The organism is Rhodobium orientis (genome assembly GCF_003258835.1).
In the GTDB taxonomy this organism is placed as follows: Bacteria; Pseudomonadota; Alphaproteobacteria; order Rhizobiales; family Rhodobiaceae; genus Rhodobium; species Rhodobium orientis.
The window spans coordinates 43948-61716 of record NZ_NPEV01000019.1 but is presented as its reverse complement, the minus strand read 5'-3'; the positions used below and the strand labels follow the sequence as shown (position 1 = coordinate 61716).

20 protein-coding genes and 1 pseudogene are annotated in these 17769 nt (G+C 65.3%); 8 read left to right on the top strand and 13 right to left on the bottom strand.

Annotation, left to right across the window (positions count from 1 at the left end):
* Window positions 1-4: 4 nt before the first annotated feature.
* Window positions 5-1096, bottom strand: coding sequence for an efflux RND transporter periplasmic adaptor subunit (locus CH339_RS10700; RefSeq protein WP_146610154.1), 1092 nt, complete (start codon window positions 1094-1096; stop codon window positions 5-7).
* Window positions 1097-1302: 206 nt separating this feature from the next.
* Here CH339_RS10700 and CH339_RS10695 point away from each other — a divergent pair, with 206 nt between their 5' ends.
* Together CH339_RS10695 and CH339_RS10690 are read left to right on the top strand one after the other, a co-directional pair.
* Window positions 1303-1893 (top strand): DUF433 domain-containing protein, encoded by a 591-nt coding sequence (locus CH339_RS10695; protein WP_111434343.1) that lies wholly within the window; start codon window positions 1303-1305, stop codon window positions 1891-1893.
* 8 nt (window positions 1894-1901) lie between these two features.
* Window positions 1902-2288 (top strand): DUF5615 family PIN-like protein, encoded by a 387-nt coding sequence (locus CH339_RS10690; RefSeq protein WP_111434342.1) that lies wholly within the window; start codon window positions 1902-1904, stop codon window positions 2286-2288.
* On the opposite strand, the gene CH339_RS10685 is transcribed toward CH339_RS10690, so the two are convergent.
* The 7 genes and pseudogenes from CH339_RS10685 to CH339_RS10660 all read right to left on the bottom strand — a co-directional run bounded on the left by CH339_RS10685 (window position 2285) and on the right by CH339_RS10660 (window position 7370).
* On the bottom strand, window positions 2285-2731 hold the full coding sequence (locus tag CH339_RS10685) for a hydrogenase maturation protease (protein ID WP_111434341.1): 447 nt from the start codon (window positions 2729-2731) through the stop codon (window positions 2285-2287). The genes CH339_RS10690 and CH339_RS10685 overlap by 4 nt on opposite strands.
* A 31-nt stretch (window positions 2732-2762) precedes the next feature.
* The gene (locus CH339_RS25140; RefSeq protein ID WP_245408134.1) at window positions 2763-3047 is read right to left on the bottom strand and encodes a nickel-dependent hydrogenase large subunit; all 285 of its coding nucleotides are present in this window, start codon (window positions 3045-3047) and stop codon (window positions 2763-2765) included.
* Window positions 3048-3747: 700 nt separating this feature from the next.
* Window positions 3748-3909 (bottom strand): annotated as a pseudogene (locus CH339_RS25135) (nickel-dependent hydrogenase large subunit); the annotation flags it as partial.
* Window positions 3910-4084: 175 nt separating this feature from the next.
* Window positions 4085-4864, bottom strand: a complete 780-nt coding sequence (locus CH339_RS10675; RefSeq protein WP_111434340.1) for an NADH-quinone oxidoreductase subunit B family protein — start codon at window positions 4862-4864, stop codon at window positions 4085-4087.
* 1 nt (window position 4865) lies between these two features.
* Window positions 4866-5720 carry an FAD/NAD(P)-binding protein gene (locus tag CH339_RS10670; RefSeq protein ID WP_111434339.1) on the bottom strand — a complete coding sequence of 285 codons (855 nt, stop codon included), beginning with the start codon at window positions 5718-5720 and terminating at the stop codon, window positions 4866-4868.
* A gap of 20 nt (window positions 5721-5740) precedes the next feature.
* The gene (locus CH339_RS10665; protein WP_111434338.1) at window positions 5741-6223 is read right to left on the bottom strand and encodes a cyclic nucleotide-binding domain-containing protein; all 483 of its coding nucleotides are present in this window, start codon (window positions 6221-6223) and stop codon (window positions 5741-5743) included.
* Window positions 6216-7370 carry a 4Fe-4S dicluster domain-containing protein gene (locus CH339_RS10660; RefSeq protein WP_244668969.1) on the bottom strand — a complete coding sequence of 385 codons (1155 nt, stop codon included), beginning with the start codon at window positions 7368-7370 and terminating at the stop codon, window positions 6216-6218. The genes CH339_RS10665 and CH339_RS10660 overlap by 8 nt, the downstream gene beginning before the upstream one ends.
* Window positions 7371-7677: 307 nt before the next feature.
* Between CH339_RS10660 and ettA the strand changes: the two genes are divergently transcribed.
* Both ettA and CH339_RS10650 read left to right on the top strand, forming a co-directional pair.
* Window positions 7678-9330, top strand: coding sequence for an energy-dependent translational throttle protein EttA (gene ettA / locus CH339_RS10655; protein WP_111434360.1), 1653 nt, complete (start codon window positions 7678-7680; stop codon window positions 9328-9330).
* A gap of 5 nt (window positions 9331-9335) precedes the next feature.
* Window positions 9336-10127, top strand: coding sequence for a BglII/BstYI family type II restriction endonuclease (locus tag CH339_RS10650; protein WP_111434337.1), 792 nt, complete (start codon window positions 9336-9338; stop codon window positions 10125-10127).
* Here CH339_RS10650 and CH339_RS10645 read toward each other — a convergent pair.
* Both CH339_RS10645 and tsaA read right to left on the bottom strand, forming a co-directional pair.
* Window positions 10088-10741 carry an MT-A70 family methyltransferase gene (locus tag CH339_RS10645; RefSeq protein ID WP_111434359.1) on the bottom strand — a complete coding sequence of 218 codons (654 nt, stop codon included), beginning with the start codon at window positions 10739-10741 and terminating at the stop codon, window positions 10088-10090. The genes CH339_RS10650 and CH339_RS10645 overlap by 40 nt on opposite strands.
* A gap of 146 nt (window positions 10742-10887) precedes the next feature.
* Window positions 10888-11400, bottom strand: a complete 513-nt coding sequence (tsaA, locus tag CH339_RS10640; RefSeq protein ID WP_111434336.1) for a tRNA (N6-threonylcarbamoyladenosine(37)-N6)-methyltransferase TrmO — start codon at window positions 11398-11400, stop codon at window positions 10888-10890.
* A gap of 123 nt (window positions 11401-11523) precedes the next feature.
* On the opposite strand from tsaA, the gene CH339_RS10635 reads away from it, so the two are divergent.
* Window positions 11524-12240 (top strand): B3/B4 domain-containing protein, encoded by a 717-nt coding sequence (locus CH339_RS10635; RefSeq protein WP_111434335.1) that lies wholly within the window; start codon window positions 11524-11526, stop codon window positions 12238-12240.
* A gap of 4 nt (window positions 12241-12244) precedes the next feature.
* Here CH339_RS10635 and CH339_RS10630 read toward each other — a convergent pair whose 3' ends face one another.
* Complete coding sequence (locus CH339_RS10630; RefSeq protein ID WP_146610153.1) at window positions 12245-13009, bottom strand: thermonuclease family protein; 765 nt, start codon at window positions 13007-13009, stop codon at window positions 12245-12247.
* Between the two features lie 554 nt (window positions 13010-13563).
* The gene (locus tag CH339_RS10625) at window positions 13564-14202 is read right to left on the bottom strand and encodes a S24 family peptidase (protein WP_111434333.1); all 639 of its coding nucleotides are present in this window, start codon (window positions 14200-14202) and stop codon (window positions 13564-13566) included.
* Window positions 14203-14437: 235 nt separating this feature from the next.
* On the opposite strand from CH339_RS10625, the gene CH339_RS10620 reads away from it, so the two are divergent.
* The 3 genes from CH339_RS10620 to arsC are packed head-to-tail and all read left to right on the top strand — an operon-like array spanning window position 14438 to window position 16228.
* On the top strand, window positions 14438-14785 hold the full coding sequence (locus tag CH339_RS10620; protein WP_111434332.1) for a DUF952 domain-containing protein: 348 nt from the start codon (window positions 14438-14440) through the stop codon (window positions 14783-14785).
* Window positions 14782-15864 carry a quinone-dependent dihydroorotate dehydrogenase gene (locus CH339_RS10615; RefSeq protein WP_111434331.1) on the top strand — a complete coding sequence of 361 codons (1083 nt, stop codon included), beginning with the start codon at window positions 14782-14784 and terminating at the stop codon, window positions 15862-15864. The genes CH339_RS10620 and CH339_RS10615 overlap by 4 nt, the downstream gene beginning before the upstream one ends.
* 19 nt (window positions 15865-15883) lie before the next feature.
* Complete coding sequence (gene arsC, locus CH339_RS10610) at window positions 15884-16228, top strand: arsenate reductase (glutaredoxin) (RefSeq protein ID WP_111434330.1); 345 nt, start codon at window positions 15884-15886, stop codon at window positions 16226-16228.
* 6 nt (window positions 16229-16234) lie between these two features.
* On the opposite strand, the gene CH339_RS10605 is transcribed toward arsC, so the two are convergent.
* Window positions 16235-17614 carry an MATE family efflux transporter gene (locus CH339_RS10605; protein ID WP_111434329.1) on the bottom strand — a complete coding sequence of 460 codons (1380 nt, stop codon included), beginning with the start codon at window positions 17612-17614 and terminating at the stop codon, window positions 16235-16237.
* Window positions 17615-17769: the final 155 nt, after the last annotated feature.

Here is a 17769-nt window from a genome sequence, read left to right as displayed (position 1 = left end):
CGGACTACTCCGTCCCGGCGTTGTCGAGGAGCTTCACTTCCATGCCGTCGTGGAGGAAGGACGTTCCCGCAACGGCGATGACGTCGCCCTTCTCAAGGCCGCCGGCGACGACAATGAAATTGTCGCGGATGTTGACGATCTGGATCTGCCGTTCGCGAACGACGCCGGCCTCTTTGTCAAAGACGTAGACGACGCCCTTGCGCTTGTCGCCGCGGGCGACGACCGCCGGCAGCGGCACCAGGAAGGCCTCGCCGGTGTCGGCCGTCTTGAAGGAGAAGGTGACCTCTGCCGTCATGCCGGCGCGGATGTCGGGATCGTCCTCGGCAAGGGCGGCGATGACCGGAAAGGCGTTGCTCTGGCCGGCGCGCGAGCCGATCTGGGTGATGGTGCCCGCGACCGTCCTGCCCGGCAGGGTCGGGAAGGCGACGGAAACGGTGTCGCCGGTGGCGATCCGGCCGATGATGCCGGCCGGCACGTTGGCCTGGACCTCGCGCTCGCCGCCGGCGCTCAGTTGCACGATCTTCTGGCCGCTTTGCACCTCGGTGAACCTGTCGACGTATTTCTCCGAGATGCGACCGTCGAAGGGCGCGGTGAGGGTGGCATTCTTGAGGTTGCGCTCGGCCTTGTCGCGCTGGGCCTTCAGGCGGTCGACGACGGCCTCGGCACTGGACAGGTTCGCCTGCGCCGTGTCGTAGGCGCTCTTGGTGGTGTAGCCCTTGGCAAAGAGGGCGTCCTGCTGTTCGAACTTGGCCTTGGCGTCGGTGAGCTTCGATTGCGCCTCGGTGAGTTCGCCGACGGCGGATTTGAGCGCCAGTTCGAGCGGTGTCGGATCGATCCGGGCGACCGTGTCGCCGGTCGCAACGGCCTGGCCGATATCGACGGGAAGCTCGGTGAGGCGGCCGCCGATCTCGAAGGAAAGGTCGGTGACGGTGGCCGCTTCGACGACGCCGGCGATCTTCCTCTGCTGCTCGCCGACGCGGTCGGAGACGACCATCGACTTGATGGCACGGACCGGCGGCGGCGGCGCCTCGGCCTTTTCCTCGCAGGCCGCCAGCAACGGCAGTGCAAGCACAACCAAAAGGCGTGCATGGCGCATGGCATCCTCCCCCGGATCCGGCCTCTCCGACAAGGCCGGTCTTTATCGACCTCAAAAGCGTATAAGCCGGGCGGCTGAAATCAACTCATTTGTCGGTGGCGCCTGGATTCAACCGGATACCTTTAGTCGTGGCGTCCGGTTCCGGGCAGCGAAGTATTGCCGTTGGACCCATTTGCGATTATATTTCCCCTTTAAAGGGGAGGATTATGGACAGCTACGTTTTCACACCCAACGAAGTCGCCTTTCTTGCCGGCGTCGATCGCCGGAGCGTGGAAAAGGCGATCGAGCTTGACGTGTTGCCGGCGCGCAAGGTTGCGGAGCCGGTGCGGGGGACGTCCGTCCAACACCTGCCGGCTGCCGCGGTGCCGTTTCTTGCCGCGCTCGACGGCCTGGTCGACGTCTCGCTTTCCACGGCCCGCAAGAAGGCCCTGTGGAGGACGCTTCGCGCACGCAAGGGGGAGGCCCTTGCGCCGGTGGAGATCGTTCCGGGACTGACCCTCGATCTTGAGGCCCTGGCCGGGGAACGGTCGCGCCACGCGGCAGAATACCTTGCCGCCCGGGATGCTTTTCTCATGGCCGATGCGGATATCCTCGGCGGAACGCCGGTCATCAGGGGGACGCGCATTCCGGTTTATGCTGTCGCCGGCCGCCTCGACGGCGGGGAGACGCTAGAGGACCTCATCGAGGATTATCCGCAAGTGCCGCGGGAGGCCTTCGAGGCTGCTGCGATCTATGCCCGGACCCATCCGCAACGTGGCCGACCGGCAGCGGCAAAGCCCTGGCGCAAGGCGGGCTGACGGGCGGCATGCGCCTCTTTCTCGACGAGTGTCTGTCGCCCCGGCTGGTGTTGGAACTGGCCCGGACCGGCGAGCACTATTGCATTCATCCGCGCGACGGCGGCGGGCTCGGCGATCCCGATCATGTGGTGCTGAAGCGCTGCCTTGCCGAGGACCTCACCATCGTTACCCAGAATGCCGGAGATTTCCGGGCTCTCGTGGCGCGGACCGACATCCATCCCGGCCTCATTCTGCTCCCGTGCGTCGACCGGCATCGGAGCCTCGACCTTTTGCGGGCAGCCATTGCGTTCCTTGCCGAACGCGGCGATCCGCAGAACGTGATCGTCAACCACGTCCTGGAAGTCGATATCGACGGAAGCTCACGACTATACGAGCTGCCTGCCGGCGGCATCTAAGGCATTTCAGCCTTTTCCGCGCTTTCCGCGATCCTCTCCACCACCCGCTCGACCGCTGCGGCGACGTCGGGCGACAGGCTCTTTCCGAGGGTGAAGTCGGCGCCGGTGATGGCGTAGATGGTGAAATTTGGCGGCAGGTCGCCGAGGGCGCGGGAGGTCTCGACCGCTTCGGCGAGGCCGAAGGCGTGGCTGGAATAGTGGAAGCGGCCGGAGGAGAGCGCTTCTTTCGCGGCGTCGATGACATGGACGGTGCCGGGCGGACCGCCGCCGTCGGCGGCGTCGATGACGACGATCTGGTCGCGGCCTTCCCAGGCGTGGATCAGGCGGGCGCCCTCGCCGTCGAGGACGATGGCGTCCAGGCCGCGATCCGCAAGCCGTTCGGCGGCGATCGGGCCTGCCGCATCGTCGCCGCGCATCGGATGGCCGACGCCGATGATCAGCATGATCCGGTTCCTGCCTGATCCGTTCCGGCCGTCAGTCGCGCGTGATGCGCAGCTTCAGGAAGTGGGTGGCGCAGGAGATGCAGGGATCGTAGTTGCGGATCGTCTGCTCGCAGCGCCATTTCAGATCCTCGTCATCGAGGTCGAGGTTGGCCTGCACGACACCGCGCAGGTCGTCCTCGATCTGCGGCTGGTTCTGGGCCGTCGGCGGCACGATGGTGGCGTTGAGGATGCGGCCGGTGTCGTTGAGGCTGTAGTGGTGCCAGCAGATGCCGCGCGGCGCTTCCGTCACCGCCCGCGCCGGCGCCGGCGCCGGCATGGATGTCGACCTCGACCGACGGCGCGGTCGGCTCCTCGTACTCGCGCACGATCGCAAGCGCCTCCTCGCAGACATAGAGGGTCTCGACCATACGCACCAAAATGCTCTGATAAGGGTTCTTGACGATGCGCGGCAGGCCGACCTTGGCCGCCATCTCCTGGGCGTAGGGGCTGAGCTGCTCGAAATTGTTGTTGTAGCGGGCGATCGGGCCGACCAGATAGGGCTCGCCCTCGCGGGTGCGGCCGTGCAGGGCGTTGGAATGCTCGACATGCTCCTCGTAGAAGTGCTTCGGAAAGTCGGCGACGCGGATGTCGAGCCCGCGGCTGGAGACGAGGTTGCCCTCCTGGATCGCGTATTCGTCCGGGTGGCGCATGGAGACGCACAGATAGTCCTGCTCGAAATCTGGATAGTCGAAGCCGGCGAATGCGTCCAGCAGTTCCACGGAGGCGCCGATGGCCCATTCCAACTCGCTCTCCAGCCCCTTGATGTCTGCCTTGCGCGGCGTGCGGTAAAAGCCGCCGACCTTGAGGTTGACCGGATGGACGGCGCGGCCGCCAACGACCTCAAGGATGGTGTTGCCGAGCTTCTTCAGCCTCAGCGCCGTCTTGACGAGGTCGGGATTGACCTTGGCGATCAGGAACGCGTCGGCAAGGCCCAAGAAATCCGGGGCGTGCAGCATCGCCGAATGGAGCACGTGGCTCTCGATCCACTCGCCGCAATAGATCAGCCGGCGGAGCCGCTTGATCGGTGCGGGGGGGACGATGTCGAAGGCGTCCTCCATGGCGTTGATGGCACCCAGCATATAGGCGATCGGGCAGATGCCGCAGATGCGGGCGGTGACGTCCGGGGCGTCGGAATACATGCGGCCGCGCAAGAGCGCCTCGAAGAAGCGCGGCGGCTCGACGATGCGGAACTTGATGTTGGTGATGACGCCGCCCTCGACCTTGACGTCGAGGGCGCCTTCGCCTTCCACGCGGGCCAGCTCGTCGACGACGATGGTGCGGTTCTGGGCCTGGATGCCTTCCGGCAGGGTCTGATCAGTGCTCGTCATGGCGAAGCGCCTCCCTGCGGAACGGTTCCGCGCCTGCGTTGAAGGTCCTGAACATGTCGGCTGTGGCGCGGTGGCCGACGCCGAAGTCCTCGGAGATGCGCTTGCCGAGGCTCTTGGTGTTGGCCTCCTCCTTGGGGCCGAAGCAGCCGTAGCAGCCGCGGTCGCAACTGGTGCAGAGGCTGCCGCAGCCGGCCTGGGTCACCGGGCCGAGGCAGGGCGTGCCGTGGGCGACCATGACGCAGACGATGCCGGAGCGCTTGCATTCCACGCATTGGGAATAGTTCGGCACGTTCGGCCGGCGTCCGGCGAGGCTGGCGGCGACCACTTCCAGGAGCTGGTGCTTGTTGACCGGGCAGCCGCGCAATTCGAAATCGACATGGATGCGGCTGCTGATCGGCGTGGAGGTCTTCAGCGCATCGATATATTCGGGGTGGGCGTAGACGTTGCGCACGATCTCGTCGTAGTCGCCGATATTGCGCAGGGCCTGGAAGCCGCCGGAGGTGGCGCAGGCGCCGATCGAGATGACCGCCTTCGACTGGCGCCGGATTTCTGCGATGCGCACCGAATCGGCCGGCGTCGTGATCGAGCCCTCGACCAGCGAGATGTCGTAGGGCCCTTGCGGCGGGGTGCGGCTCGCCTCCAGGAAATAGGCGATCTCCACGGCGCCGGCGACGGCCAGGAGTTCGTCCTCGCAGTCGAGCAGGCTGAGCTGGCACCCGTCGCAGGAGGAGAACTTCCAGACCGCCAGTCTCGGTTTGTCCGCCATGTCAGGCCTCCCGGGTGGTGAAGAGTTCGGAGATGGTGTCGTAGGCAAAGACCGGCCCGTCACGGCACACGAAGGTGCCGCCGAACTGGCAGTGGCCGCAGAAGCCCAGCGCGCAATGCATGTTGCGCTCCATGGAGACGTAGACGTTTTTGGTGTCGACGCCGCGGTCGGCGAGGGCCTGCACCGCATAGCGCATCATGATCTCCGGGCCGCAGACCAGCGCCGCGGTTTCTTCCGGGTCGAACACGGCATGGTCGATGAGCTGGGTGACGACGCCGACGCGGCCCGGCCAGCCGGCCTCGGCCCGGTCGACGATGACGTCGAGATGGAGGTCGAAGCGGCCGCGCCACTCATGGAGCTGTTCCTCGAACAGCAGGTCGTTCGGGGTGCGGGCGCCATAGAGGATGACGACGTTGCCGAACTGGCCGCGGTTGGCCAGAACCGAATAGATCGCCGGGCGCAGCGGGGCGAGGCCGAGGCCGCCGCCGACGATGACCACGTCGCTGCCCTTGATGTTGTTGACCGGCCAGCCGACGCCATAGGGGCCCCGCACGCCGATGCTGTCGCCTTCCTTCAGCTTGGCGAATGCCTGGGACACCTTGCCAACGACGCGGATGGTGTGGACGAGCTGCATCGGATCGGAGGTGTCGCCGGAGATCGATATCGGGATCTCGCCGACGCCGAAGGCATAGAGCATGTTGAACTGGCCCGGCTCGAACTCGAACGGCATGCCGTTGGGCGCGCGCAAATCGAGCGTGACCGTGTCGGGAAGCTCCTTCTTGATGCCGACAACCTCATAGGTCAGCGGCAGCATCGGATCCTCGACCGGCTTGGCGGTTCCGGGATGGACGTTCATGGGCGACCTCCCCTCAGGGTCTAGTCCGCGGCGTTGACCGTCGGTGCGTACATGTCGGCAAGGCGGATGCGGGTGCCGCGCAAGCGCTGCGACATCACGGTGACGAAGCGGCGCAGCATCTCGTAGCCGACGGCGCAGTCGGTCTCCATCTTGCCGCGCAGGCACGTGGCGTCGAAGGCGAGCGCGCGGACCAGGGTCACGCACTGGGCGTCGAACGACCAGCGATAGGGCGCGACGATCCACGACCAGCCGAGCACCTCGTTAGTGGTCAGGGATTCGATGACCAGCGGCCGGCGGCCGGGGACGTGGAGCTGCACGGCGACCGAGCCGTGGCGGATGATGTAGAAAGTGTCGGCCGCCTGGCCCTCGCGGTAGATGTAGTCACCGGCGTTGAAGCGCACGTTCTTGGCGCAGCCGGCGAGCAGCTCCAGGGTGTCGGCGGGAAGGCCGTCGAAAAAGTCGACCTCGCCGATGATCGATGCCATGTCGCGTTGATCAACCATGAAGCGCCTCCGTTTTCTCGCTGTCGCGAATGGTCCGGGTTTCTTCCACGATGTCGATGGCGACCGGACACCAGGTGATGCAGCGGCCGCAGCCGACGCAGCCGGACTGCCCGAACTGCTCGTGCCAGAACGACAGCTTGTGGGTGATCCACTGGCGGTAGCGCGACCACGCTTCCTGGCGGATGGCGCCGCCGTGGATGAAACTGTGATTGACCGAGAAGCAGGTGTCCCACTGGCGCCAGCGCTCGGCACTGTCCGGGTCGAGCCCGGTGACGTCCTCCATGGCCGCGCAGAAGCAGGTCGGGCAGACCATGGTGCAACTGCCGCAGCCGAGGCACCGCTTGCCGACCTCGACCCAGTGGCTGTGCTTCATGTTGCGGGCGAGCACCTCGCGGGCATCGTCCGGCATCACCCGCGTCTGCATCTCCGCCGCGCGGCGGCTGTTGGCGTCGGCCTTTTCCAGGTCCGCCTTCTTGGCCTTCTTCAGGTCGAGCTTTTCAAGGATGGCGGCGCCGGCCTCGCTGCCGGAGCGGACCAGCAGCATGTGGTGGCCGTCCTCGAAGATCTCGCTGAGGCGGATGTCGTAGCCGGCCTCCGGCGCCGGGCCCGTGCCCATGGAGGCGCAGAAGCAGGTGGACGCGGACCGCGAGCAGTCGACGGAGACGATGAAGGCCTTGGCGCGGCGGGCATTGTAGGTCGGATCGGAGAATTCGCCATTGTCGAAGACCCGGTCCTGGATGCCGATCGCCGCGACCTCGCAGGCCCGTGCGCCGAAGAAGGCGTAGGCCTTGGCCGGTGCGCCGTCGCGGCCGACGGCGAAACCGTCCGCCGTGCGCTTTGCGCTCCACAGCTTCTCGCGCGGCGGGAACAGGTAGCGCTTGAAGCCCTGCGGGCCGACCACATAGTCGAACAGCTTGCCGTCGTCGCGGGCAATCAGCCGGTAGCGGCCGCCGTCCTGCTCGTCGGTCCAGCCGGCTGGCGGCGTCTCGCCGGCCTCGTAGGGCTCGTAGAGCATGGCCTGGGCAATGACCTTGGGGCCGATCACCTCATAGCCGTCCTCGATCAGGGCGCGAATCAAAGCCTCCGTCCCTTCCGGCTTCATGACATGGACGTCATTGCGGCGGGACAGGTCCGACAGCTCGCTCATCTCCTACTCCACCAATTGTCTTTGCGCGGGGGGCGCGCGAGGAAGGAAGACGAATACGGTCGTGCAAGGGGTGCAATCGGAACCGGGAGCGGCGTTTCCGCAGGGTCTTTTTCTGCAACCCCTTAATACAAAGTCTAAACCGTTTCGCCTTGCATGGAAATGACGTATCCGAAATTTGGAACGTGTCCGGCCTTTGCCTGCGGCGCCCGGGGCGCGCAAAAAACCTCTGCCCCCGATTGCCGGGCGGACAATGTTTCTCTACAAGAACGCAGATTTTCCAACAGGTTTCGGAGCGAGCGACGCGATCATGGCGCGGCAATTCATCTATCATATGCAGGGTCTGTCGAAGACCTATTCCGGTGGCAAGAAGGTTCTCGACAATATCAATTTGTCTTTCTATCCCGACGCCAAGATCGGCGTGCTCGGCATCAACGGTTCGGGCAAGTCGACGCTGCTCCGAATCATGGCCGGGCTCGACACCGAGTACACCGGCGAGGCCTGGGTGGCGGACGGCGCGACGGTTGGCTATTTGCCGCAGGAGCCGCAACTGGACGCGGACAAGGACGTCATCGGCAACGTCATGGAGGGGGTCGCGGAGAAGAAGGCGATCCTCGACCGCTATAACGAGCTGATGATGAACTATTCCGACGAGACGGCAGCCGAGGGCGCGGAGCTGCAGGACGTCATCGATTCCCAGAACCTGTGGGACCTGGATTCCCAGGTCGAGATGGCGATGGATGCGCTCTGCTGCCCGCCGAACGACGCGGATGTCGCCAACCTCTCCGGCGGCGAGCGGCGTCGCGTGGCGCTCTGCCAGTTGCTGCTTGCCGAACCTGACCTTCTGCTCCTCGACGAGCCGACCAACCATCTGGATGCCGAGACCGTCGCCTGGCTGGAGCGGCACCTTCGCGAATACAAGGGCTCGGTGCTGATCGTCACCCACGACCGCTACTTCCTCGACAACGTCACCGGCTGGATCCTGGAGCTCGACCGCGGCCGCGGCATTCCCTACGAGGGCAACTACTCGATCTACCTGGACAAGAAGGCCAAGCGCTACTCCCAGGAGCAGCGCGAGGACGCGGCGCGCCAGCGCACAATCGACCGGGAACGGGAATGGATCGCGGCGAGCCCGAAGGCGCGGCAGGCCAAGTCCAAGGCCCGTATCCGCGCCTATGACGAGCTCGTGCAGCGCAACGAGGCACGGGTGCCGGGCGCGGCGCAGATCGTCATTCCGCCGGGACCGCGGCTCGGCGACAAGGTCGTCTCCGTGGAAGGGGTGTCAAAGGGCTATGGCGACCGGCTGCTGATCGACGACCTTTCCTTCGAGCTGCCGCCCGGCGGCATCGTCGGCGTCATCGGCCCGAACGGCGCCGGCAAGACGACGCTGTTCCGCATGATCACCGGCCAGGAAACGCCGGACAACGGCGCGATCAGCCTCGGCGAGACGGTGAAGCTCGGCTATGTGGACCAGTCGCGCGACGACCTTGGCGCCAACAAGACCGTCTGGGAGGAGATCTCCGGCGGCAACGACATCATCCAGCTCGGCAAGCGCGAGATCAATTCAAGGGCCTATTGCTCGTCCTTCAACTTCAAGGGCGGCGACCAGCAGCAGAAGGTGGGCTCGCTCTCCGGCGGCCAGCGCAACCGGGTGCACCTGGCCAAGCTCCTCAAGGAAGGCTCCAACGTCCTCCTCCTCGACGAGCCGACCAACGACCTCGACACGGAAACGCTGGCGGCGCTGGAAGACGCGCTGGAAGACTATGCCGGCTGCGCCGTCATCATCAGCCACGACCGCATGTTCCTCGACCGCCTCGCCACCCACATCCTCGCCTTCGAAGGCGACAGCCACGTGGAATGGTTCGAGGGCAACTTCGAGGACTACGAAGCCGACAAGGTCCGCCGCCTCGGCGCCGACGCCGCCAACCCGCACCGCATGAAATACAAGCCGCTGACGCGGTAGGGGCGATGTTCGACAGGCTGAGGGAACGGAACTTCGATATTCTGGCGCTGCACCATGCTGAGGCGATTGTGTCTCAGGACATGGCCGCAGCCGAGCGGGATATCGAAGACGTCCTGCTCGGTCTGTCGATTCCGATCCTCGAACTCGTTGCCGGCGGGGGTGGAGAGGCGCATGGGACCCAGCGCATCCGCCGTGCGCTTGCAGACCGAGACTGGAAGAAGCGCAACATCAGCGTCCGCAAGCTCGTACAATGGGGCGAGGACTCCGAGGAAAAGGAGGTCGCTTCGCTGTCGCACGAGATCGATCACGTCAAGGCGTTCGGCGACGCCGAATCGGTCTTCGCGCTTGAAATCGAATGGAACAACAAGGATCCGTTCTTCGATCGCGACCTGGAGAATTTCAAGCGGCTGCACGCCGAGGGAGCTGTTTCCGTGGGCGGCATCATTACCCGCGGGACATCGATTCACGAGAACATTCGGACGCTGCTGCGCCGGTTCGCGGACGATTGCGATGTCGACGACATCGCGTCGCTCGACGCCTACGGCTATACGCCGACAAGGCGGCAACGGGCAATGATCGAGGCCCGTGCAGAGCGCACGGGCGACTTCCGGCAGGCCTGGGTCGATGTCTTTGCGAGCGACAAATACGGCGAGGCGACGACCCACTGGGCGAAACTGCAGGACCGTGTCTTGCGGGGTGTCGGCAATCCCTGTCCGCTGGTGCTGATCGGCATCCCGAGCGACGTCGTGACCTTCGACTACTCCGCGGCGTCGACAGACCCGGATGCGGAATTGTAGGCGTAGGTCTTCCAGGTCGGCTTGTATTCGTCCGTCGCCTGGTTGCCCCAATAGGTCCAGCCGGGACGGGTGCCGCGGGCAAAGAGTTCCAGATACGGTCCGTTCGAACAGCTTTCGATGATCTCGTACTGCTCGTCGGGTTTGCGCGAGTGCTCGCGCTTGCGCGAGGCGACGTAGTTGACCTGCCGGCGGCCGGGCGCCTCGGTCCGGGCGTTCTTGCCGCGCACGCCGAACAGCAGGAGCTCCGTGACGTTGCGGAAATAAAAGCCGACGCCGCGCCCGTCCGAGCCGCCGTCCTTGCGCACCTTGTGCCAGACGATGTTGGACTTGTACTCGAACCCCCATGCGGACAGGACACGCAGGCCGTCCGGTAGGAGCGCGTTCGGGACCCAGAGATAGAGATGGGCCGGCTGCTGGGTAATGTCTGCCACCGGCAGGGCACAAATCTCATCGGTAGTCATCGTGTCATAGCGAGAAAGGCGACGATGCTCGGGTGCAACCTTGCCGGTCCGATTTGTAAATCGCCATGGCGGATCGGCAAGCACGGTGCGAAACCGCTTTCCGACGAGGGAACTTGAAAAGCCGAGGATCGTGTCGATCGATTGATCTTTCATTTGGCCTTCCATGCTCAACGATGACATTGCACGATTAGAACAAAAAGCGAACTCAAGCGCAAGTGTTCAACGATTCGCCAATGGCCATTCTGCATGAGCATTGGGCGGTTCGCCATGCTGTCATCCGCGATAGCGAGTTCTTTGCCCTACTTCTTGTCCATCCACCCCACTTTGGCGTCCGGCCGCGAGTCGATGCCGGAGAAATAGGGCTTGATGTCGAGGAGCGGCGTGCCGTCGAGGCAGTCGAGGCCGCGCACCAGGATGCGGCCCTCGGTAAGGTCCATGCCGACGACCTCGGCGACGGCGAGCGCGATCGGGTTCGGGCGCACGGGCGAGCGCAGCGCAAAGACGCCCTTGGCGCCGTTGGAGTGGTTCGGGCACTGGACGATGAGGTCGCGGCGCGACTGGTGCATCCAGTAAAGGACGTGGAGGTGAGTGGTGTTCTCGAGGCCGGTGAGGCCCTGGCGGTAGGCGTCGTCGAACTCCAGCGTCGCGATGGCGCCGCGCTCCAAGGCCTCGCGCGTGTTGCGCGGGCAGTCGGACCGCTCGTCCCAGGGCGTGCGGATGCGGCCGATGAAGACAAGGCCGGCGTCGGTGGCGCGCTCAGAGGGGTCGAAGTCGAGGGCGATTTCGCCCGGGCGGGCGTTGGCGGTGCTCATCGGTGAGGTCCTTCCTGGCTTGCGGCGCGACGATATCGCGAACGCCTCGCGAAAGCAGCCCGGCTTTGCGACGCATTCGGCAGACGGTGGCATGGCGCGCGTGGATCGGCTATCAGCGGGTGCATGAAGCTCGACATCACCGACATCATTTCCGACTTTCCGGCCTTCCGGGTCGCCGTCCTCATCGCCAAAGATCTTTCCATTCGGCAAGAGCGGCCGGCGGAGCTGGACGCCGTCATCGCGGAGCGCATGGCCGCGTGCCGGGAGCATTGGGGCGACACGGCTCTTGCCGAGATCCCCGGCATTGCCGTCTGGCGCCGGGCCTATCGCGCCTTCGGCATCAAGCAGACGAGCTATCGCTCTTCCGTGGAGCGCCTCGTCAAGAACGTCCTTGCCGGGCGCGACCTCGTTGCCATCAACGGCTTCGTCGATGCCTATAACGTCGTCTCGCTCTCCCATGTCTTTCCGGCCGGGGCGGACGATCTGAACAAGGTCGACGGCGACATCGCCTTTCGTCCTTCGCGGCCGGGCGACAGCTTTCGGGACATGGCACCTGCCGGCGTCGACGGGGTGACGGAGGCGCCGCCGAAGCCGGGCGAAGTTGTCTATGCGGATGTCGAGAAGATTCTCTGCCGGCGCTGGAACTGGCGCCAGGACGCGCGCTCGCTGGTGACGCCGGAAACGAAGCGCGCGGTGCTGACGATCCAGTCCCTCGGCGAGGGCGACCTTGAGGCGGCGGTTGCCGATGCGACCGATCTCATCGAACGGTTTTCCGGGGCAACGGTCGCGGTCACCTATGCCGACGCGGATGCGCCGTTGGTGGTCCTCGCCGGCGCTTAACGGCTCAGCGCCAGAGCCCGCGCTTTGCGGCCTTGGCCGCGTCACGGGCCTTGGCGAGTTGCGGATCGTCGGTAGTGGGCTTTGCCCAGCCGCGGCCGACCAGCCAGGTGGCGATGTCGAGCGGGCCGACCTTGCAGCTCGTGGTGATCGTCGCGCCGTCGTCGGTCGCCGGCGGGGCGCATTCGATGGCGCGGATGCGGATGAGGCGGCGCAGCGCCGTGCGCGCAATCAGGCCGCAGGGCCAGTCCTTGCCTTTGGCGTCCGTGCAGGTCCGGTTCAGCTCCGGCGTCTCCACATCGGCGATTTTTATGGTCACGTCGCCGGCATCGATGGTGCCGGCATCGCTGACGATGACCCGGAAGAAGCGCTTCGGGCGCTTCGGCTTTGGCGGCGGGGGCGGGCCGGGAAGGCGCAAGGTCCGGCCGACGACCACGGGTCCCTGCGTCATCTCCCTCGGCGTGACGTTGCGCGCGGGCGCCAGCACGACCATTTCTCCGGCGCCTGCGGGATCGGTCCGCGCTGTCGCCGTTCCTGCGGATTCGGTCTTGGCTTCCGGTTCCGGAGAAACGTCGACCGACGGTTCGTTCGCCGGCTCTGTCGGTCGCACTGCCTGGCCAGTGGGCTCTTGCGCATCCTGTCGTACGGGTTCGGGCATGGCGGTCACCTCGACCGCATCCGGTGCCTCGCCCGTCGGCAGGTCGATGCCGGCGAGCAGCCAGAACAGGGCGACCGCGCCGATCGCCACAATCAGATATCCGAAAAACCGCACGTGCCGTCTGCTCTCCGCGGTCATACTAAGACAGGTGATGAAAGTCAAAAGCTACAGTGACCACACAAAAAATGGAATGTTGGATCGGGATGTTGGGTGACCACAACGACGGGTGGAGAATGCTTAAGTGCCGCCTCAAATTTGAAGCGGCTGACTATTTCCTTCGCGACTGCTTCAACGCATTCTTTGCAATCCAAAGAGCGGCGACTATCAAAGCGGCAATCATTTGCGATCCAGCGGGAGCAAATCTGAAGGCCATTATTAGTCGCCGTTCAAAACCTCCTTCTCCAGCACCAAATCCACTTATGACTGCGGCTATCAAGCCAGCCGCAAGGCAGACTATTATGGGCTTCGCGATTAAGGAGTTCCAGGACTGCGCGGCGAACGAAATTAGATAGGCAACTAGAGCAAGTGGGAAGCAAGCTCCGATGATGAATGCAATATCGGCCATTTTTCACTCTAGTGCTTGTCGCTTTGATGCAATTGGGAACACTTCGTAACAACGATTTTATCAGTTATTCTGAATGCGCCAAACGCGCCGTTCAATTGGCAATCTACTGGCTGGCCCAGACGATGCGGGCAATCCAGGCGATCTCGCCCAGCCCCAGGACCTGCGGCGCCGCGCCGGCGTCGAGGGCGTGGAGTTCGACCGTGCGCAGGGTTTTTCTGTGGAGGATGCGGGCGAGCACCTCGCCGCTCTGCGTCCTGACGACGACCCGGTCGCCGCGGCGCACTGTGTCGGTCGGCGAGACGATGACGACGTCGCCGTCGCGGTAGAGCGGCAGCATGGCATCGTCGGAGACCTCCAGCGCATAGACGGCGTTCTCCGGCATGTTCGGAAAGGCGACCTCGTCCCAGCCATGGCCGGTCGGCAGGCCGCCGTCGTCGAAGAAGCCGCCATGGCTGGCGTCCGACATGCCGAGCAGCGGCACGGTCCGGGCCCGCGGCAGGCGGTCGGCATCGGCGGGTTCCATCAGGGAGAGGAGGCAGTCGAGACTGTCGCCGGTCGCCTCCAGGATCTTGGCGAGGGATTCCGTCGACGGCCAGCGTTCGCGGCCGTCGCGGGCGATGCGCTTCGACTTGTTGAAGGTGGTCGGATCGAGGCCGGCAAGCTTGGCGAGCCCGGAGGTGGAGAGCCCGTTGCGGGCGGCCAGCCGGTCGATCGCGGACCAGATCCCCTGATGCGACAGCATTGTTATCCCCTCCGCCGGCGCTGCAACGCGCGGCCGCTGCGGGACAGGAAAAAAAACCTTGAAATCTGCACTTATCCCTAGAGGTCGGTGCTGTCCAGCAGAATTCAAGGCCCGCCTATCCCCGGTGGATTGGCGGATCGCGGCGCTTGTCGGCCTTCGCGGAGAGGGCTAGGGTCCGGTCGCCACAGGCCGCCTTGCTTACCAAGACCGCCCGCCAAAGGGCGCGGAGACCGAGATGCCCTCCATCATCTACAAGATCTGCGACAGACCTCTCTGGGCGGCCGCCGAGGCGGCCGGCGCATTCGCCGGCGCGCCGGTCGACCATGCCGACGGCTACATCCATTTCTCCACCGCCGACCAGGTGGCGGAAACGGCTGAAAAGCACTTTGTCGATGCCGATGACCTGCTGCTGATCGCAGTCGATGCTTCGGTCCTTGGAGACGCCCTGCACTACGCGCCGTCGCGCGGCGGGGCGCTGTTCCCGCACCTCTACGGCACGCTGCCGATGTCGGCGGTCATGTGGGTGCAGCCGCTGGAGCGCGACGCCGACGGCCTCTTCCTGTTCCCGGAGCTGATGCCGTGAGCAACCTTTATTCCCTGTTCCGCCCGGCGCTCTTCAAGCTCGATCCGGAGGTCGCCCATAACCTTGCGATCAAAGCGCTTTCCTCCGGCCTCATGCCGACTTGCCGGCCGGACGGCGATCCGCGCCTGAAAATGAAACTCTTCGATCTGGAGTTCCCCAATCCGCTCGGCATGGCCGCCGGCTTCGACAAGAATGCCGTCGTGCCCGATGCGCTGCTGGCCCAGGGTTTCGGCCATGTGGAGGTCGGCACGGTGACGCCGAAGCCGCAGCCGGGCAATCCGAAACCGCGCCTCTTTCGCATTCCGGCGGACCGGGCGGTCGTCAACCGCTTCGGCTTCAACAATGAAGGCCATCAGGCGATGCGCGCCCGGCTCCTCGACCGCAAGCGGAGCGGCGGCATCATCGGCGTCAATATCGGGGCGAATAAGGACTCGGAAGACCGCACCGGCGACTATGTGAAAGGCATCGATGCCTTTGCTGATCTTGCTTCCTTTTTCATCGTCAACGTCTCCTCGCCGAACACGCCGGGGCTCCGGGACCTGCAGGCGCGCGCCGCCCTGGAGGACCTTCTGGGGAAGGTGCTTGTCGCGCGGGACGCCAAGACCTCTGCGGTCGGACGCAAGGTTCCCGTCTTTCTCAAGATCGCGCCGGACCTCGACGATGCCGGGTTCGAGGACATCGTCGCCTCGGTGACGGGCTCGGCTGTCGACGGCGTCATCGTCTCCAACACGACGCTGTCGCGGGACGGGGTGAGCGGACCTGCGGCGAAGGAGGCGGGCGGGGTTTCCGGCCGGCCGCTGTTCGAGCGTTCCACGCGCCTCCTTGCCCGCATGCGGCTTGCGGTCGGACCCGAGCTGCCGCTCATCGGCGTCGGCGGTGTGGAATCGGGGCCGACGGCGCTTGCCAAGATCCTCGCCGGCGCCAATCTGGTGCAGGTCTACACCGGCTATATCTATGAGGGCCTCGGGCTGCCCGCCCGCATCCTCAAGCACCTTTCCGCCGAACTCGACCGGCGCAAGGTTGGCTCGGTCAGCGACCTGGTAGGCATTGAAGCGGAAAAGCGTGTCGGTAGTGTCTGACACACATCTGGAGGGACCGATGACCGTCACCATCTGGCACAATCCGCGCTGCTCCAAGTCGCGCCAGGCGCTACAGCTTTTGCGCGACAACGGGGTGGAGCCGGAGATCGTGGAATATCTGAAGACGCCGCCGTCGGAAGCCGAGATCAGGGCGGTGCTAGACAAGCTCGGGATCGAGCCGCGCGCCCTCATGCGCACCAAGGAAAAAACCTACAAGGAACTCGGCCTGGCCGGCGTCACCGACAATGACAAGCTCGTTGCCGCCATGGCTGAGAACCCGGTGCTGATCGAGCGGCCGGTAGTGCTGAAGGGCGGAAAAGCCGCGCTCGGCCGTCCGCCTGAGGATGTCCTGAAGGTTCTCTGAAGTTTGCTACGCGCCACTTAAGCCTTGCGGCGCTGCGGCTCCGAACGTCTCGTCGGCTTTGGCGCGGCAGCGCCAGGAGAGCGTGATGCCGCGCAAAGCCAAAAAGACGAGGAGCGCCAGCCACAGACCGTGGACGCCCCAGGCCGGCACCGCCACCCACCAGACGGCAAAGAAGGCGACCAGCGACAGCAGCATCATGTTGCGCATGTCGCCGGACCAGGTCGAGCCGATGAAGACGCCGTCCATCTGGAAGGCGAGCACCGCCGTTACCGGGGTCAGTGCCGCCCAGGGGAGATAGACGCGGGCGAGCGCACGGACCTCCTCGTTGGTCGTCATGGCATCGATGATCGCCGGGCCGGTGGCAAAATAGGCGGCGGTCAGGCCAAGCGACAGCGCCCCGCCCCAGATCAGGGTCAGGCGGATCGTGGCGTCGAAGGCCGGGCGATAGCGGGCGCCGACGGCGCGGCCGGCAAGCTGCTCGGCGGCGGCGGCAAAGCCGTCGAGGAAATAGCCGCCGAGGATGAAGAGATTCATCAGGACGGCGTTGGTCGCCAGCACGATGTCGCCGCTGCGCGCGCTTTCCCGCGTAAAGAAGCCGAAGGCGATGAGGAGCCCGAAGGAGCGCACCATGATGTCGCCGTTGATGCCCGTCATGCGGCGGAATTTCTCCGCGCTGAAGACGGTGCGCCAGGCCGGCCAGCGGCGGCCGTGGGCGACGCGCATGACGACCGCAAGGCCGGCGAAAAAGGTCGCCGTCTCGGCGATCAGTGAGGCCGCAGCAACGCCCTCGATGCTCCAGTCGAGGGCAAGCACGAAGAAGAGGTTGAGCCCGATATTGAGGCCGTTGAGGAGGATCTGCAGGACGAGCGCGATGTGGGCGCGGCCGAGCCCCAGGAGCCAGCCGAGCATGGCGTAGTTGGCGAGGACGAAGGGCGTCGCGAAGATGCGGATGTCGATGTAGCGGCGGGCGGCCGAGGCGACCTCCGCGCTCGGGCCCATGACGGCGATGCCGAGGTCGGCGACGGGATCGCGCAGCACGATGATGACGATGCCGAGGCCGAGAGCGACCAGAAGGAAGCGCAGGAAGACGGCCCGCTCCTCGACGACGTCGCCGGCGCCGAGCGCCTGGGCGGTAAGGCCCGTGGTGCCGTTCCTGAGGAAGTTGAAGACCGAAAAGATGAAGTCGAAGACGACGGCGCCGATGGCGATGCCGCCCATCAGGGCGGCGATGCCGAGCCGGCCGATCACCGCGGTGTCGATCAGTCCGACCAGCGGCGTCGACAGATAGGCGAGCGTCATCGGCAGGGCGATGGCGACGACGCCGCGGTTGGTGACGTCGAACGGGCGCGTGGCAAGGACGTGAGGGCCGGGGGAACCGGGCTGCATGGGTCGTGGGCCTTTACGTGCGGGAACGCCGCCACGGCAGGGACCGCTCCGGCAGCCGGCGCACTCTATCCAGCCTTCCATTCAAAATGAAGCATGATTGAACATCCAGTCGGCCATGCCGCAGCAACGGCAATGCGGCCGGGGGAATGCCCCCG